This is a genomic window from Streptomyces rapamycinicus NRRL 5491 (assembly GCF_024298965.1).
Lineage (GTDB): Bacteria > Actinomycetota > Actinomycetes > Streptomycetales > Streptomycetaceae > Streptomyces > Streptomyces rapamycinicus.
On sequence record NZ_CP085193.1, the window covers coordinates 6492853 to 6509032 of the forward strand.

Genomic DNA, 16180 nt, shown 5'->3' on the forward strand with positions numbered 1-16180 from the left:
ATTTCGCTGATAAACCCCGGACCCGCGCCGTGCCTCCTACCCCGCGCTGCTCAGCGACAGCTTCGCCGCGAAGCCGAGGAACGCCGTGCCCGCGGCCGCCGAGAGCCCCGCCCGCAGCCGCCGGCGCCGCCGGAAGGTGGCCGCCAGATACGTACCGCTGAAGATCAGCACCGACAGATAGGTGATGCTGAACAGCTGCGCCCAGGCGCCCAGCGCCACGAAGGACAGCGCGGGGTGGGCGTAGTCCGGATCCACGAACTGCACGAAGAAGGAGATGAAGAAGAGGATCGCCTTCGGATTCAGCAGGCTGATGACCAGCGCCCGGCGGTACGGGCGCTCGCCCTCCGCGGCGCCCGTGGCCGTATCCACGGCCCCGTCCGCCACCCCGTCCGCGCCCCGCGCCTCCGCCGCGCCCCGGGCCGCCGCCGCGGTCCCCGGGCGGCGGCGCCACAGCGCCCGCGCCCCGCGTAGCATGCCCACCGCCAGCCAGGTCAGATAGCCCGCGCCCGCGAACTTGACCACCGCGAACAGCACCGGGCTGGCGTGCAGCAGCGAGGCCACCCCGCCCGCCGACAGCGCCATCAGCACGGTGTCGCCGCACAGCACCCCGGCCGCCGCCCGATAGCCGGTACGCGGGCCGCGACGGGCCGCGACCGACACCACATACAGCGAATTGGGGCCCGGCAGCAGGATGATCAGCGCCAGACCGGCCAGATAGGTCGAAAGATCGGTTATCCCCAGCACGATCGGCAGGATGACAGTGCTCCGCCGCGCCGCCCAGTCGGTTTCGCCATCCGGACTTGCACCTCACGCGACGTGAGGGAGCACCGTGGAACCCGTACCGAACAGAAAGAGAGCGGATTCGGTCATGAGCTATTCCGTGGGACAGGTGGCGGGCTTCGCCGGGGTCACGGTGCGCACGCTGCACCACTACGACGAGATCGGGCTGCTGCGCCCCGGCGCCCGCAGCGCGGCCGGGCACCGGCGTTACGACGACGCCGACCTCGACCGGCTGCAGCGGATCCTGTTCTACCGGGAGCTCGGCTTCCCGCTCGAAGAGGTGGCGGTGCTGCTCGACGACCCGGACATCGATCCGCAGGCCCACCTGCGGCGTCAGCATCAGCTGCTGACCGACCGGATCGAGCGGCTGCGGAAGATGGCCGCCGCCGTCGAACAAGCCATGGAGGCGCGGAAGATGGGCATCAACCTGACCCCCGAGGAGAAGTTCGAGGTCTTCGGGGACTTCGACCCGGACGAGCACCAGGAGGAGGTCGAGCAGCGCTGGGGGAACACCGAGGCGTACCAGGAGTCCCAGCGCAGGGCCGCCTCGTACACCAAGGAGGACTGGAAGCGGATCCAGGAGGAGGCGGACGAACTCGGCAACCGGTTCGTCGCGCTGATGGGCGCGGGCGCCCCGCCGACGTCCGAGGCGGCGATGGACCTCGCCGAGGAGCACCGGCAGGGGATCAGCCGGAACCACTACGAGTGCGGGCATGAGATGCACGCCTGCCTGGGCCGGATGTACGTCTCGGACCACCGCTTCACGGAGAACATCGACAAGGCCGGGCCGGGGCTGGCCGTCTACCTCCGGGACGCGATCCTCGCCAACGCGGAGCGGCACGGCTAGGGGGTGCCGACGGGAGCTTGGCGCCTGCGGCGGACTGCTCCCCTCCCCGCCCCTTCCCGATACCTGACGATATGCGGCTCCGCCGCGTGGGGGCTTCGCCCCAGACCCCGGGGGTCCAGGGGCGGAGCCCTTGGTAGCGGGAAGGGGCGGGGAGGGGAAGGAATCGCTGGGCAACCCCCTAGGGGCATCCCTGGGCGTGGCGACCGAGGGCGGCCTCCTGGGCGGAGGGAACCAAGGACACGCACACGGCGTTGATAGCTTTGGGCGGCACACTGCGAAGAACACTCAGTCCGCCCCAACCCTGCGGCCGGGCCTCGCACGAGCCTGCATTCCTCGACCCAGGAGCCTCCCCCGTGACCACCCTCGCGCTCGGCCCTCAGTGGCTGGACCCGGACTATCTGATCGAGACCTTCGGTCTGCTCGGCGTCCTGGCCATCGTATTCGCGGAGTCCGGCCTGCTCATCGGCTTCTTCCTGCCGGGCGACTCGCTGCTGTTCACCACCGGCCTGCTGGTGACCACCGATGTGATCAAGCAGGATCTGTGGCTGGTGTGTGTGGCCGTGGCGGTCGCCGCGATCCTCGGTGACCAGGCCGGATATCTCTTCGGCCGGAAGGTGGGGCCATCGCTGTTCCGGCGCCCCGACTCCAAGCTCTTCAAACAGGAGAACGTGGAGAAGGCGCATGAGTTCTTCGAGAAGCACGGGCCGAAGTCGCTGATCCTCGCCCGTTTCGTGCCCATCGTGCGGACGTTCACGCCGATCATCGCGGGCGTGAGCCGGATGAACTACCGCTCGTTCATCATCTTCAACGTCATCGGCGGTGTGCTGTGGGGCACCGGCGTCACGCTGCTCGGCTCGGCGCTCGGAAAGGTCGACTTCGTCCATCAGCACATCGAGCTGATGCTGATCGCGATCGTGCTGCTGTCGATCATCCCGATCGTGATCGAGTTCCTCCGGGCGCGCGGCAAGGCGAAGAAGGAGGCCGCCGCGCAGCCGGAGCCGCAGGGCCCCGCCGCGGGCTCCCCCTCCCAGGGGCCGCGCGGGCGCCACGCCAAGCGCTGAGCGGGCCCTTCACCAGGCTTCACATCCCTCACACACCGCCCCCACTTCCCACTCGGCGGTCACCGCCCCGCACAATGGGCTCCGGTGGCCGCCGATGTTGCATCCTTGGCTGCTGGGAAACATACGGGGAGGGCTGGTGAGGAGCGAGAAGACGTGAGGTCGGACCGTCAGCAGACGCCGCGTGCCGTGAGTGCGGCGGAGACGGACACGGGGGAGCAGCAGAAGCCGCTGTCCGACGAGGCGCACAGCGCCTTCACCCCGCCCCTGGGCATACCCCTGCCGCCGCCGCCCGAGGACGAGCACCCGACATCGGAGTTCGCCGTCCCCGACGGGCTGACGGCGGAAGCCCCCGCCGAGCCCGAGTGCTCGGCGTTCGTGCCGCCCGCCGGGGTGAAGACCCCCTCGAACAACCAGACCACCGGCGGCTTCCCCGTCATCACCCCGCCGAACGGCATCCCCGTCGTCCGGCTGACCAAGGACACCCCCTGGCAGGACCGGATGCGCACGATGCTGCGCATGCCGATCAGCGAGCGCCCGACGCCCGAGCGCGTCGAGCGGCAGGACGAGACGGGCCCGGCCGTACCGCGTGTGCTCGACCTCACACTCCGCATCGCCGAGCTGCTGCTCGCGGGCGGTGAGGGGGCCGAGGACGTCGAGGCGGCGATGCTCGGCGTGGCGCACGCGTACGGGCTCGACCGCTGCGAGCCGACCGTCACCTTCACCCTGCTGTCGGTCAGCTACCAGCCCTCGCTGGTCGACGACCCGGTCACGGCCAGCCGGACCGTACGGCGCCGGGGCACCGACTACACCCGGCTGTCCGCGGTCTTCCGGCTCGTGGACGACATCACCTCGCGGGACGACTTCACGCTGGAGGAGGCGTACCGGCGGCTCGCCGAAATACGCCGTAACCGCCACCCCTACCCCGGCTGGGCGCTCACCGTGGCCGGCGGCGGGCTGGCCGGCGCGGCGAGCATGCTGGTCGGCGGTGACTGGCCGGTCTTCTTCGCGGCGGCCCTCGGCGCGATGCTCGGCGACCGGCTGGCGTGGCTGGCCTCGGGGCGCGGGCTTCCGGAGTTCTACCAGTTCGTGGCCGCGGCGATGCCGCCCGCCGCGATCGGGGTGGCGCTCAGCCTCGCCGACTCCGGGCTCCAGGCGTCCGCCGTGATCACCGGTGGGCTGTTCGCGCTGATCCCGGGGCGGGCGCTGGTGGCGGGCGTCCAGGACGGGCTGACCGGCTACTACATCACCGCGGCGGCGCGCCTGCTGGAGGTCGGCTATCTGATCGTCGGCATCGTCTGCGGGGTACTCACCGTGCTCTACGGGGGTCTCCAGCTCGACGCCAAGCTCAACCCGGAGGCGGCGCTGCGCCATGTGGAGCGGCCGTACATCCAGATCCTGGCGGCGATGCTGCTCGCGCTGACCTTCTGCATACTGCTCCAGCAGGAACGTCACACCGTGCTGTTCGCCACGCTCAACGGCGGGGTCGCCTGGGTGGTCTACGGCGCGCTGGCCGACACCGCGGGCGTTCCGCCGGTGGCCGCCACGACCGTGGCCGCCGGGCTGGTCGGCCTCTTCGGACAGCTGCTCTCGCGGTATCGATACGCCTCGGCGCTGCCGTACGTCACCGCGGCGATAGGTCCCCTGCTGCCCGGTAGCGCGACCTACTTCGGGCTGCTCGCGCTGGCCCAGGGCAACCTGGACCGCGGCATTCCGCACCTCACCCAGGCGGCGGCACTGGCCCTGGCGATCGCCATAGGGGTGAACCTGGGAGGCGAGGCCGCGCGCCTCTTCCTGAAGATGCCCGGCGCGGACGCCGACCCCTCCGGCCGCCGCGCCGCCAAGCGCACACGGGGCTTCTGACCGGGTCCGGAAACGCCGGGAGGGCGGGGCACCCGCGTGGTGCCCCGCCCTCCCGGCGTACATGTATCGCTCAGGACTCAGTGGCCGCCGGCGGCCTCGAGACGCTTGATGGACGCCTCCACCTCGGCCTCGGCCTCGGCGCGGCCCACCCAGTTGGCCCCCTCGACCGACTTCCCCGGCTCCAGGTCCTTGTAGACCTCGAAGAAGTGCTGGATTTCCAGGCGGTCGAACTCTGAAACGTGGTGAATATCACGCAGGTGCTCCACCCGGGGGTCGGAGGCCGGTACGCAAAGCAGCTTGTCATCGCCGCCCGCCTCGTCGGTCATCCTGAACATGCCGATGGCACGGCACTTGATCAGGCAGCCGGGGAACGTCGGCTCGTCGAGAATGACCAGTGCGTCCAGCGGATCACCGTCCTCGCCGAGGGTGTTCTCGACGAAGCCGTAGTCCGCGGGGTAGCTGGTCGACGTGAAGAGTCGCCGGTCAAGGCGGATGCGACCCGTCTCGTGGTCCACCTCGTACTTGTTCCGCGAACCCTTCGGGATCTCGATGGTGACGTCGAACTCCACGGGTGGCTCCTCCATGATCAACACATACGTCTGGTGATTAAGTGTCCCCCACGCAGGTGTGTGGTGGCGAAAGGGGCTGGTCGGTCGTGCCTGAAGCCCGATCGTGGCAGGTCAGGGAGTGGCTGAGCCACCGGCTGAGCCGTGGGCGACGCGAGTTGGACCGGATGCGCGGGCGTGCGCTGCGCGAGTGGAACCGCGTGCACGGGCGTGCGCTGCGCGAGTGGAACCGCGTGCGCGCCCGGGGCCGGCGCGAATGGCGCGGTATGCCCCGCGAGCAGCAGCGGACCTGGCAGCTGGTGGCGGTCTCCGCCGCGACCGGCCTGGCAGTCGCCGTGGTGTCGGTGCTGGTGGCCGGGCCCTGGGACGGCGGCCGGCGGACGGCCGAACGCGCCCGCGCCGCCGAGGACGGTGCCCCGGGCGAGCGGCCCGGCGGCCCGGAGCGGCCCGCGCCCAGCGCCTCGCCCGTCCTGGCGGCGCTCGGCGCGCGGCCCGCGCCCCGGTCGCCGGACAGCGGCGGCGACGCCGTGCCGCCGCCCACCGGGGCGGGGCTCGCCGACACGCTCGAACCGCTGCTGAAGGACCCCGCGTTGGGCGATGAGCGCTCGGTGGCGGTGATGGACGTGACCACCGGTCAGCAGGTGTTCGGCGCCAAGGCGGGCACGGCCACCGTCCCCGCCTCCACGATCAAGCTCGCGACCGGCGCCGCGGCCCTCTCCGCCCTCGGCCCGGACCACCGCATCAGGACCAGCGTCGTGGCGGGCGCCGGAAAGAACGACATCGTGCTGGTCGGCGGCGGCGACCCGACGCTCACCGCGCGCGCCGTCAAGGGGGACGACCACCCCGCCGCACTCCGCCAGTTGGCCGATGACACCGCCCGCGCCCTGAAGAAGCGCGGCGCGGGCCCCTACCGGCTCGGCTACGACACCTCGCTCTACTCCGGGCCGAAGCTCCACACCATCGGCCCCAACGAGAACCTCTCGCCCGTCGTCCCCCTGATGGCCGATGAGGGCCGTAAGGACGACAGCGACCACGGCCCGGCCCCGCGCGCCGAGGACCCGGCCGCCGACGCGGCCGGGTCCTTCGCCGCGATGCTGCGCGACCGCGGCGTCGAGGTGAAGGGCGAGCCCCGGGCCCGCGAGGCCGCCAAGGGCGCCCGTACGGTGGCCTCCGTCCGTTCCCAGCCACTGTCCTCGCTGGTCGAGCGGATGCTGACCACCAGCGACAACGACATCGCCGAGGCCCTGGCCCGGCAGACCGCCCTGGCCGCGGGCGAGCCCGCCGGCTTCGAGGGCGGCGCGAAGGCCGTGACCCAGCGGCTGCGCAAGCTCGGGCTGCCCCTGGGCGGAGTCCGGATCGCGGACGGCAGCGGACTCGACCGCGCCGACCACGTCTCCGCCGGGCTGCTCGCCCAGGTGCTGGTGCGCGCCGCCGACCGCGACCACCCCGAACTGCGGTCGCTGCTCACCGGGCTGCCGGTGGCCGGTTTCACCGGCACCCTGCGCACCCGCTACGCCCAGGACGCGGTCGGCCGGGGCGTGGTCCGCGCCAAGACCGGCACCCTCACCGGGGTCAACACCCTCGCGGGCTCGGTCGTGGACGCGGACGGCCGGCTGCTGGTCTTCGCGTTCATGACCAACGGCACCACCGACGCCACCGGCGCCCAGCGCGCCCTGGACCGGATGGCCTCGGCCCTCGCCAACTGCGGCTGCCGCTGAGCGGAGGGGGGACCCGGACGCGGGACGGCCGCCTGTGCGGACCCCGGTGTCCTCCCGGATGGGGCGCGGGCCACGTACCGTGAAGCCATGACGAGCATCGGTGGTGTGGAGATGGTCGACTGGAATCTCGCGGTCGCGACCGCGACCCGGCTGGTGCGCCCCGGGCCCGAGGTGAGCCGCGAGGAGGCGCGCGCGGTCGTCGCGGAGCTGCGCCGGCACGCCAAGTCCTCGGAGGAGCACGTCCGCGCCTTCACCCGGATGGCCGTCTCCGGCGGCCCGGCCTCCGACACCCCCGTCCTCGTCGTGGACCGCGCGGGCTGGATCAGGGCGAACGTGGCGGGCTTCCGGCAGATCCTCAAACCGCTGCTCGGCAAGGTGCAGGACCGGCGCGGCGGACTGACCGGCGGGGCGGTGCTGGGCGCGGTCGGCGGCAAGGTGACCGGCGTCGAGCTGGGGATGCTGCTGTCCTTCCTGGCCTCCCGGGTGCTCGGCCAGTACGAGACCTTCGCGCCCTCGACCCGCGAGCTGCCCGGCTCCCCGGGCGGCGGCCGGCTGCTGCTGGTGGCGCCCAACATCGTCCATGTCGAGCGCGAACTCGACGTGGCCCCGCACGACTTCCGGCTGTGGGTCGCGCTGCACGAGGAGACCCACCGCACCCAGTTCACCGCCGTGCCCTGGCTGCGCGACCACATCGAATCCGAGATCCAGGCGTTCCTCGGCGAGACCGACGTGGACCCGGCCACCCTGCTGGAGCGGGTCCGCGAGGCCGTCCAGTCGCTGGGCGGCGGCCGTCCCGCCGACGAGGGGGACGAGGCGGACGGGCGCGGCGCGCCCAGCATCATCGAGCTGGTCCAGACCCCGACCCAGCGGGAGATCCTGGCCCGGCTGACCGCGGTGATGTCGCTGCTGGAGGGGCACGCCGACTACGTCATGGACGGGGTGGGGCCGGAGGTCGTGCCGTCCGTCGCGGAGATCCGGGAGAAGTTCCAGAAGCGCCGGGCGAGCGGCGCCGGCCGGCTGGACCAGGCGCTGCGCAAGCTGCTGGGGCTCGACGCCAAGCTGCGGCAGTACCGTGACGGGGAGCGGTTCGTACGGGCGGTGGTGAACCAGGTCGGCATGGACGGCTTCAACCGGGTGTGGACCTCGCCCAACACCCTTCCGACCAAGGCGGAGATCAGCAAACCCGCCGAGTGGGTCGCGCGGGTGCACCGCAAGGCGGAGTCCTAGAACCGGCACACCCCCGGCACACGCGGAAACGGACGAACGCCCCCTTTAATCACTCGTCCGAGGGACCGTTGGCGACGGGTAGGCGTGCGATGCTCGGGGAACAGCTCGCTTCTGTCACCATCGACATACGCAGCGTGACGAAAGGCTCGTACCGCTCGTACTCCTCGCACCCCCCGAGGCACCCCCTCGAATGACAGATGGGAAACGGACATGGGTCCCCATCCAGCGGTCGCCGCGATACGCCTCGCGGTCCGCCGCGTCCTCCACGACATCCTCGTCGCCCACTCGGCCGCGCCCTCGGCCGCCTCGTCGCCCTCCGCTCCCCCCTCCCTCTCCCCGGCGTCCTCCGCCCCCGGCCCCCGCGGCTCCGCCCCCCGGGACGACGCACCACTCGTGCTCGCCGCCTGCTCGGGCGGCGCCGACTCCATGGCACTCGCCTCCGCCCTCGCCTTCGAGGCCCCGCGGGCCGGGCTGCGCGCCGGCGGGGTCACCGTCGACCACGGTCTCCAGCAGGGGTCCGACGCCCGCGCCGCCGAGGTCACCGACCGGATGCGGGCCCTGGGCCTGGCGCCGGTCGAGGCGATCGCCGTGTCCGTCGGCCGGAGCGGCGGCCCCGAGGCCGCCGCCCGGGACGCCCGCTACACCGCGCTGGACGCCGCCGCCGAGCGCCACGGTGCCGCCGCCGTGCTGCTCGGCCACACCCGTGACGACCAGGCCGAGACGGTTCTGCTGGGCCTCGCCCGCGGCTCCGGCACCCGCTCGCTGTCCGGTATGGCCTGGGTCTCCGGCACCGGCGGCCGCTACCGCCGCCCCTTCCTCCAACTGGACCGGCACACCGTCCGCGAGGCGTGCCTGGCCCAGTCGCTGCCCGTCTGGGACGACCCGCACAACGTGGACCCCTCCTACACCCGCTCCCGGGTCCGCCACGAGGCGCTGCCCATCCTGGAGAAGGCGCTCGGCAAGGGCGTCGTCGAGGCGCTCGCCCGCACCGCCCAGCTCTCCCGTGACGACGCCGACGCCCTCGACGCCTGGGCGGCCCGCGCCGAGGCCGATGTGATGACCACCGCACCGGCGGCGGCCGGTGGCGCGCAGGCCGTGCACCTCGACACCGTCGGCCTGCACGGACTGCCCACCGCCGTCCGCCGCCGGGTGCTGCGCCGGGCCGCCATCGCCGCGGGCGCGCCCGCCGGTTCGCTCTTCGCCCGCCACATCGAAGAGGTGGACCGGCTGATCACCGGCTGGCGGGGGCAGCGGGCCATCAACCTCCCCGGGCGCGTCGAGGTCCGCCGTGAGGGTGGCAGACTGGTCATCCGGCAGGGCTGATCCGCCCGAGCCAGTTGAGCCGGTAGTCGAACGAGAGTGGCGCGGGTGGACGACAAGGACATGGGCACCGACCTCAAGTCGGTCCTCATCACCGAGGATGAGATCAACGCGAAGCTGGCCGAGCTGGCCGCCGCCATCGACGAGGAGTACGCGGACAAGGATCTGCTGATCGTCGGCGTGCTCAAGGGCGCGGTCATGGTGATGGCGGATCTGGCGCGTGCCCTCTCCACGCCCGTCACCATGGACTGGATGGCCGTGTCGTCCTACGGCGCGGGCACCCAGTCCTCCGGGGTGGTGCGTATCCTGAAGGACTTGGACACCGACATCAAGGGCAAACACGTCCTGATCGTCGAGGACATCATCGACTCCGGACTGACGCTGTCGTGGCTGCTGTCGAACCTGGGCTCGCGCGAGCCGGCCTCGCTGAACGTCTGCACCCTGCTGCGCAAGCCGGAGGCGGCCAAGGTCGCCATCGATGTGAAGTGGATCGGCTTCGACATTCCCAGTGAGTTCGTCGTCGGCTACGGCCTGGACTACGCCGAGAAGTACCGGAACCTTCGGTTCGTCGGCACCCTGGCCCCTCACGTCTACGGCGGCTGACGGGCGCCGCCGCCCCCCTGGGAACCTGGCGGGGTTTTCCGCCGTTGGAGCTGGGGAAGGCGGTTTTGTTAACAGTCCACGGCGGCGTCGGGTGACAATGCTGGGGTACCGTCCGAAGGTCAGTCTTTTTCGAGACTGAGGATTACACAGCTCATACACCGCAAATACACCGCAATACACCGCACGCACAGGCGCCCCTCCAGGGCTGCCGTGCCTCACTGTGGCAGGAGGGACGGGGCGGCTTCGCCCCGTATGGATGGACGTGAAGCGCTACTTCCGTGGGCCGGTCATGTGGATCGTGCTGGCCGTCCTCGCCGTGGTCGTGTTGATGCAGGTCGTCGGCTCGTCCGGCGGCTACAAGTCGGTGGACACCAGTCAGGTCGTCAAGGCGATCAACCAGAACCAGGTCCAGTCCGCCGAACTGACGACCGGCGACGAGCACAAGGTAAAGATCAAGCTCAAGGACAACGTCGCCAAGATCTCGGGCAGCGACAAGCTCCAGGCCACCTACATCGGTGACCAGGGCGTCGATCTCGCCAAGACTCTGCAGGCCAACGCCCAGAAGCAGGGCGGGATCCCCGACGGGTACAACGTCTCGACGTCGAAGCAGAACCCCTTCGTCGGGATTCTGCTCTCGCTGCTCCCGTTCGTGCTGATCGTCGTGGTCTTCCTGTTCCTGATGAATCAGATGCAGGGCGGCGGCTCCCGGGTGATGAACTTCGGCAAGTCGAAGGCCAAGCTCATCACCAAGGACACGCCGAAGACGACCTTCACCGATGTGGCGGGCGCCGACGAGGCGGTCGAGGAGCTCCAGGAGATCAAGGAGTTCCTCCAGGAGCCGGCGAAGTTCCAGGCCGTGGGTGCCAAGATCCCCAAGGGTGTGCTGCTCTACGGCCCGCCCGGTACGGGTAAGACGCTGCTCGCGCGCGCCGTCGCGGGCGAGGCGGGTGTCCCCTTCTACTCGATCTCCGGCTCCGACTTCGTCGAGATGTTCGTGGGCGTGGGTGCCTCCCGCGTCCGCGACCTGTTCGAGCAGGCCAAGGCCAACGCCCCGGCCATCGTCTTCGTCGACGAGATCGACGCCGTCGGCCGGCACCGCGGCGCGGGCATGGGCGGCGGCCATGACGAGCGCGAGCAGACGCTGAACCAGCTGCTCGTCGAGATGGACGGCTTCGATGTGAAGGGCGGGGTCATCCTGATCGCCGCCACCAACCGGCCCGACATCCTCGACCCGGCGCTGCTGCGCCCGGGCCGCTTCGACCGGCAGATCGCCGTCGACCGCCCGGACATGCAGGGCCGGCTGGAGATCCTCAAGGTCCACCAGAAGGGCAAGCCGGTCGCCCCGGACGTCGACCTGTCGGCCGTCGCCCGCCGCACCCCCGGCTTCACCGGTGCCGATCTGTCGAACGTGCTGAACGAGGCCGCCCTGCTGACGGCCCGCAGCGACGGGAAGCTGATCGACAACCACTTCCTGGACGAGGCGATCGACCGTGTCGTGGCCGGTCCGCAGAAGCGGACCCGGATCATGAGCGACAAGGAGAAGAAGATCACCGCGTACCACGAGGGCGGTCACGCCCTCGTCGCGGCGGCGTCTCCGAACAGCGATCCGGTGCACAAGGTCACGATCCTCTCCAGAGGCCGGGCCCTGGGCTACACCATGGTCCTGCCCGACGAGGACAAGTACTCGACCACGCGCAACGAGATGCTGGACCAGCTCGCCTACATGATGGGCGGCCGGGCCGCGGAGGAGCTCGTCTTCCACGACCCGACCACGGGCGCGTCCAACGACATCGAGAAGGCCACCACCACGGCCCGCGCGATGGTCACGCAGTACGGCATGACCGAGCGGCTCGGCGCGATCAAGTTCGGCTCCGACAACTCCGAGCCGTTCCTCGGCCGTGAGATGGCTCACCAGCGCGACTATTCCGAAGAGGTCGCCGCGCTGGTGGACGAGGAGGTCAAGAAGCTCATCGAGGCCGCGCACAACGAGGCGTGGGAGATCCTCGTCGAGAACCGGGACGTCCTGGACAACCTGGTGCTGGCGCTGCTGGAGAAGGAGACGCTGAACAAGGAGGAGATCGCCGAGATCTTCGCCCCGATCGTGAAGCGTCCGGCCCGCCCGGCGTGGACCGGTTCCTCGCGGCGTACGCCCTCCACCCGTCCGCCGGTGCTCTCCCCCAGGGAGCTCGCCCCGGCGAACGGTGCCCAGCCCACCTCGGCGGCCTCGCTGACCAAGAGCGCCACCCCGGAGGACGCCGCCGAGCGCCCCGAGGAGTCGGGCTCCGGTTCGGAGAGCTGACCCCCACCACGGGGGGCGGTGTCCGTCCCCGGTGGCCCCGGAATGAACGCCGCGTCCATCAGGTTCTAGCCTGGTGGACGCGGCATTTTCGCGTTCGTGTGCGTGTATGTGAGGAACGAGGCAGCTCCATGACCGACCCGGTGACGCTGGACGGCGAGAGCCCCATTGGCGTATTCGACGAGAAGCGCGCCGAGAACGCGATCCGCGAGCTGCTGATCGCCGTCGGCGAGGACCCCGACCGGGAGGGGCTGCGCGAGACGCCGGGCCGGGTGGCCCGTGCGTACAAGGAGATCTTCGCGGGGCTGCGCCAGGAGCCGGAGGACGTCCTGACCACCACCTTCGACCTGGGCCACGATGAGATGGTGCTGGTCAAGGACATCGAGGTGATGTCCTCCTGCGAGCATCACCTGGTGCCGTTCGTGGGCGTGGCCCATGTGGGCTATATCCCGTCCCACGACGGCAAGATCACCGGGCTGTCCAAGCTGGCCCGGCTGGTCGACGTCTACGCCCGCCGCCCCCAGGTCCAGGAGCGGCTGACCACCCAGATCGCCGACTCCCTGATGCGGATACTGGAACCGCGCGGGGTGATCGTGGTGGTCGAGTGCGAGCACATGTGCATGACCATGCGCGGGGTGCGCAAGCCCGGTGCCAAGACCCTCACCTCGGCCGTCCGCGGCCAGCTGCGCGACCCGGCCACCCGGGCGGAGGCGATGAGCCTCATCATGGCCCGCTGAGCGGCTCTCCGGGCTCCCCGCACAGCTGGCCGGGCCCTCCGGGCTCTCTGGCCGGGCCCTCCGGGCTCTGGGCGCGCCTCAGGCGCGGGCCGCCGCGCTCGGGCCGTTGCCGTCGTTGTCGTCGTCCTCGGGGAGTTTGAGCACTCGCTCCAGGAAGAACGCGGCCGCCACCACTCCCGCGCCCGCCAGGACCGAGCCCCCGGCGTAGAACGCCTGATCGCGGCGGGCGGGCACATCGAGCTGCTCCATGACCAGGAAGACGCCCACCCCGCCGTACATCCCCGAGATCAGCGCCGCCACCAGCGCGCTGGCCTGCCCGAAGACCACCGCACGGGCGGCCACCATCGGGTCCACGCCCTTGGCGTCGGGCTGCCGCTCCCGCTGGGCGCGCAGCCGGGCCCGCAGCGACAGCGCGGTGGCGGCCAGCACCACCGCGATCAGGGCCAGCACGATCGGCGCGGCCACCGGGACGCTCGGCAGCGACCCGAAGGTGTCCCACAGCCGGGCTCCCGCCCACGACACCACACCGGCCACGGCGAACAGCCCGACCAGCACCCCGATCCGAAGTTGCTTCACCGAGCGGTCGCCCCTCAATCCAGTACGTGCCAGCGTCTCCCGGAACCTATCCGGATCAACGTCTACTCGGGCAGTCGCAGTTCCAGATCGACGCGGACCCGGACCCCGTCCTGACCCACCGTCGCCAGCAGCCCCGCGACCGTACCGCGCCCGGGCACCTCGGCCTGCGGATCCACGTCGTTCCACGGCACCAGGACGAAGGCGCGCTCATGGGCGCGCGGATGCGGCAGGGTCAGCTGCGGGTCGTCGGAGACCACGTCCTGGTACGCCACGATGTCCACGTCGATGGTGCGCGGGCCCCAGCGCTCGTCCCGCACCCGCTCGAACGCCTCCTCGATGGCGTGGCCGCGCTCCAGCAGCGAGGACGGCGGCAGCGTCGTCTTGATCAGCACCACCGCGTTGAAGTACGCGGCCTGGGCGCCGGGCTCCACGCCCCACGGATCCGTCTCGTACACCGGCGACACGGCCTTGACCCGCAGACCCGGGGTGTCCTCCAGCGCGTCGACCGCGCCCTGGAGGGTCTCCAGGCGGTTGCCCAGGTTGCTGCCGAGCGAGATCACCGCCCGTTTGGGGTTGCTCAACGTCACGTCGGCGGCGTCCACCTGCTCCACCACGGAGGCGGGAACGGGCTGCACGGTCGGGTCGCTGCTGCTCATACTCGGCTCCGGGTGATGGTGATGGTCACGTCGTCGAAGGGCACGGTGATCGGGGCCTGCGGCTTGTGCACCACGACCTCGACCTCCCGCACCACGTCGTGCTCGAGGCACCGGTCCGCGATCCGTTCGGCCAGCGTCTCGATCAGATCGACCGGCTCACCCCGCACCACGTCCACGACCTCCTCCGCCACCACGCCGTAGTGGACGGTCCTGCCGAGGTCGTCGTCGGCCGCGGCGGGCCGGGTGTCCAGGCCGAGCACGAGGTCCACGACGAAGTCCTGGCCCTCCTCGCGCTCATGGGGCAGCACACCGTGGTGCCCGCGAGCCCTCAGGCCGCGCAGCGCGACACGATCCACCTGAACCACTCCTGCTGGTCGTCGGTACGCGGGTGCGTCCCAGCCGGAACGCACCACCCGTCCCCTGCCTTATGCGGGGGTACCTGCCTCGAATCTACCTGCGAGCTCCGGCGGCACTCGCCCATGGGGTGGGCGGCCCTCGCTGCCGACGCTCCGCGCCACAGCCTCCTACCCCCACCTCACGGGGCGCGAACTCCGGTGGGCTCAGCCCGGCAGCAGTCCGTCGTCGGCGGGGCCTTCGGGGCCGCCCGGCTCGTCGTCGTCGCTCTCCGCGAGTACCGGGGAGCCGTGGTGCGCCCAGACCTTCCAGCCGTCCTCCGTCCGGCGGAACACGTTCGTGGCCACGACCAGCTGACCCACCAGCGGGCCGAGCTGGCCCTCCTCCTCCGCGGGGGCGCCGCTCAGGATGTTCTCGGTGCAGGTCACCATGGCGGTGTCGGCCATCACCGACACCTCGACATCCGTCAGGAAGAACTGGATGTAGTCGGTGTTGGCCATGATCAGGGCGTATGAGCGGAGCACCTCGCCCCGGCCGCGCAGCACCGGCCAGCCCGGGTGGACACAGGACACCTCGGTGTCGGGGGAGTCCAGCCAGAGCCGCTGCAGCGTGGCGTGGTCGCCCTGCTCCATGGCGTCGTACAGCGCGGTGTTCACCAGCGCCACACGCTCGTTGTCCGTAAGGGAAGTCACAGCGCTCCCGCCGTGGGTTCGGCCGCTTCGATGGCCCGCGCCACGCGCACCGCGTCCGCGCTGGCCCGTACCTCGTGCACCCGGACGGCCCAGGCGCCCTCGCGCGCCGCGAGCGCGGAGACCGCCGCCGTGGCGGCGTCCCGCTCCCGGGCGGGCGGCGGGCTGCCCCCGTCACCGGCCAGGACCCGCCCCAGGAACCGCTTGCGGGAGGCCGCCACCAGCAGCGGCCGGCCGAGCTCCCGCAGCGCGGACAGCCGGGCCACCAGCGCCAGGTCGTGGTCGGCGTCCTTGGCGAAGCCCAGACCCGGGTCGACCACGATCCGCTCCGGGTCGACACCGCCCGCGACCGCACGCTCCAGACCGGCCCGCAGCTCGGCGACGACCTCGCCGACCACGTCCGCGTACACCGCCCGGTTGTTCATGTCGATCGACTGGCCGCGCCAGTGCATCACCACGAACGGCACCCCCGCCGCGGCCACCATGGGCACCATCGCGGGGTCGGCGCCGCCGCCGCTGACGTCGTTGACCAGCCGGGCCCCGGCCGCCACGGCCCGTTCGGCCACCGCGGCCCGCATGGTGTCCACGCTGATCACGGCCCCGGCCGCGGCCAGCTCCCGGACCACGGGGATCACCCGGCGCAGCTCCTCGGCCTCGTCGACGCGCGCCGCGCCGGGCCGGGTCGACTCGCCGCCGACGTCCACCAGGTCGGCCCCGGCGGCGACCAGATCGAGACCGTGCTTGACGGCCAGATCGGTGTCGAACCACCTCCCGCCGTCGGAGAAGGAGTCGGGTGTGACGTTCACCACGCCCATCACCGCGCACCGGTCCCACTCCGGCAGTCCGGCCACCCGTCCCCGCCCATGCAACGTGCTCATGTGCCCAGCCTA

16 protein-coding genes are annotated in these 16180 nt (G+C 71.5%); 9 read left to right on the forward strand and 7 right to left on the reverse strand.

Annotation, left to right across the window (positions count from 1 at the left end; translation table 11 throughout):
- Positions 1-36: 36 nt before the first annotated feature.
- Positions 37-744: a leucine efflux protein LeuE gene (gene leuE / locus LIV37_RS27410; protein WP_121824448.1), complete on the reverse strand. Its 708-nt coding sequence runs from the start codon at positions 742-744 to the stop codon at positions 37-39.
- Positions 745-868: 124 nt separating this feature from the next.
- Between leuE and LIV37_RS27415 the strand changes: the two genes are divergently transcribed.
- The 3 genes from LIV37_RS27415 to LIV37_RS27425 all read left to right on the forward strand — a co-directional run bounded on the left by LIV37_RS27415 (position 869) and on the right by LIV37_RS27425 (position 4548).
- On the forward strand, positions 869-1627 hold the full coding sequence (locus LIV37_RS27415; protein ID WP_020870340.1) for a MerR family transcriptional regulator: 759 nt from the start codon (positions 869-871) through the stop codon (positions 1625-1627).
- Between the two features lie 353 nt (positions 1628-1980).
- Complete coding sequence (locus tag LIV37_RS27420) at positions 1981-2688, forward strand: DedA family protein (RefSeq protein WP_020870341.1); 708 nt, start codon at positions 1981-1983, stop codon at positions 2686-2688.
- Positions 2689-2841: 153 nt separating this feature from the next.
- Positions 2842-4548: a threonine/serine exporter family protein gene (locus tag LIV37_RS27425; protein WP_020870342.1), complete on the forward strand. Its 1707-nt coding sequence runs from the start codon at positions 2842-2844 to the stop codon at positions 4546-4548.
- A 77-nt stretch (positions 4549-4625) separates the two neighbouring features.
- Here the strand turns inward: LIV37_RS27425 and LIV37_RS27430 are convergent, their stop codons facing one another.
- Positions 4626-5117 carry an inorganic diphosphatase gene (locus LIV37_RS27430; protein ID WP_014061662.1) on the reverse strand — a complete coding sequence of 164 codons (492 nt, stop codon included), beginning with the start codon at positions 5115-5117 and terminating at the stop codon, positions 4626-4628.
- Between the two features lie 86 nt (positions 5118-5203).
- Between LIV37_RS27430 and dacB the strand changes: the two genes are divergently transcribed.
- The 6 genes from dacB (at position 5204) to folE (ending at position 13015) form a co-directional block, all read left to right on the forward strand.
- Entirely contained in the window at positions 5204-6832 is a 1629-nt protein-coding gene (gene dacB / locus LIV37_RS27435; RefSeq protein WP_121824447.1) for a D-alanyl-D-alanine carboxypeptidase/D-alanyl-D-alanine endopeptidase, read from the forward strand.
- 87 nt (positions 6833-6919) lie between these two features.
- Entirely contained in the window at positions 6920-8059 is a 1140-nt protein-coding gene (locus tag LIV37_RS27440; protein ID WP_020870344.1) for a zinc-dependent metalloprotease, read from the forward strand.
- Between the two features lie 210 nt (positions 8060-8269).
- The gene (tilS, locus tag LIV37_RS27445) at positions 8270-9382 is read left to right on the forward strand and encodes a tRNA lysidine(34) synthetase TilS (protein ID WP_020870345.1); all 1113 of its coding nucleotides are present in this window, start codon (positions 8270-8272) and stop codon (positions 9380-9382) included.
- 60 nt (positions 9383-9442) lie between these two features.
- On the forward strand, positions 9443-9982 hold the full coding sequence (hpt, locus tag LIV37_RS27450; RefSeq protein ID WP_121825240.1) for a hypoxanthine phosphoribosyltransferase: 540 nt from the start codon (positions 9443-9445) through the stop codon (positions 9980-9982).
- A gap of 256 nt (positions 9983-10238) precedes the next feature.
- Complete coding sequence (gene ftsH / locus LIV37_RS27455) at positions 10239-12281, forward strand: ATP-dependent zinc metalloprotease FtsH (RefSeq protein WP_020870347.1); 2043 nt, start codon at positions 10239-10241, stop codon at positions 12279-12281.
- Between the two features lie 128 nt (positions 12282-12409).
- Positions 12410-13015: a GTP cyclohydrolase I FolE gene (gene folE, locus LIV37_RS27460; protein WP_020870348.1), complete on the forward strand. Its 606-nt coding sequence runs from the start codon at positions 12410-12412 to the stop codon at positions 13013-13015.
- Positions 13016-13093: 78 nt separating this feature from the next.
- On the opposite strand, the gene LIV37_RS27465 is transcribed toward folE, so the two are convergent.
- From LIV37_RS27465 to folP, 5 genes are all read right to left on the reverse strand, one after another.
- Positions 13094-13591, reverse strand: coding sequence for a DUF3180 domain-containing protein (locus LIV37_RS27465; protein ID WP_020870349.1), 498 nt, complete (start codon positions 13589-13591; stop codon positions 13094-13096).
- A gap of 62 nt (positions 13592-13653) precedes the next feature.
- Complete coding sequence (gene folK, locus LIV37_RS27470; RefSeq protein WP_020870350.1) at positions 13654-14247, reverse strand: 2-amino-4-hydroxy-6-hydroxymethyldihydropteridine diphosphokinase; 594 nt, start codon at positions 14245-14247, stop codon at positions 13654-13656.
- Complete coding sequence (gene folB, locus LIV37_RS27475; RefSeq protein WP_020870351.1) at positions 14244-14603, reverse strand: dihydroneopterin aldolase; 360 nt, start codon at positions 14601-14603, stop codon at positions 14244-14246. The genes folK and folB overlap by 4 nt, the downstream gene beginning before the upstream one ends.
- A gap of 204 nt (positions 14604-14807) precedes the next feature.
- Positions 14808-15293, reverse strand: a complete 486-nt coding sequence (locus LIV37_RS27480; protein WP_121824446.1) for a nuclear transport factor 2 family protein — start codon at positions 15291-15293, stop codon at positions 14808-14810.
- Entirely contained in the window at positions 15290-16168 is an 879-nt protein-coding gene (gene folP / locus LIV37_RS27485) for a dihydropteroate synthase (RefSeq protein WP_167525791.1), read from the reverse strand. Before folP ends, LIV37_RS27480 begins: the two co-directional genes overlap by 4 nt.
- Positions 16169-16180 lie beyond the last annotated feature (12 nt).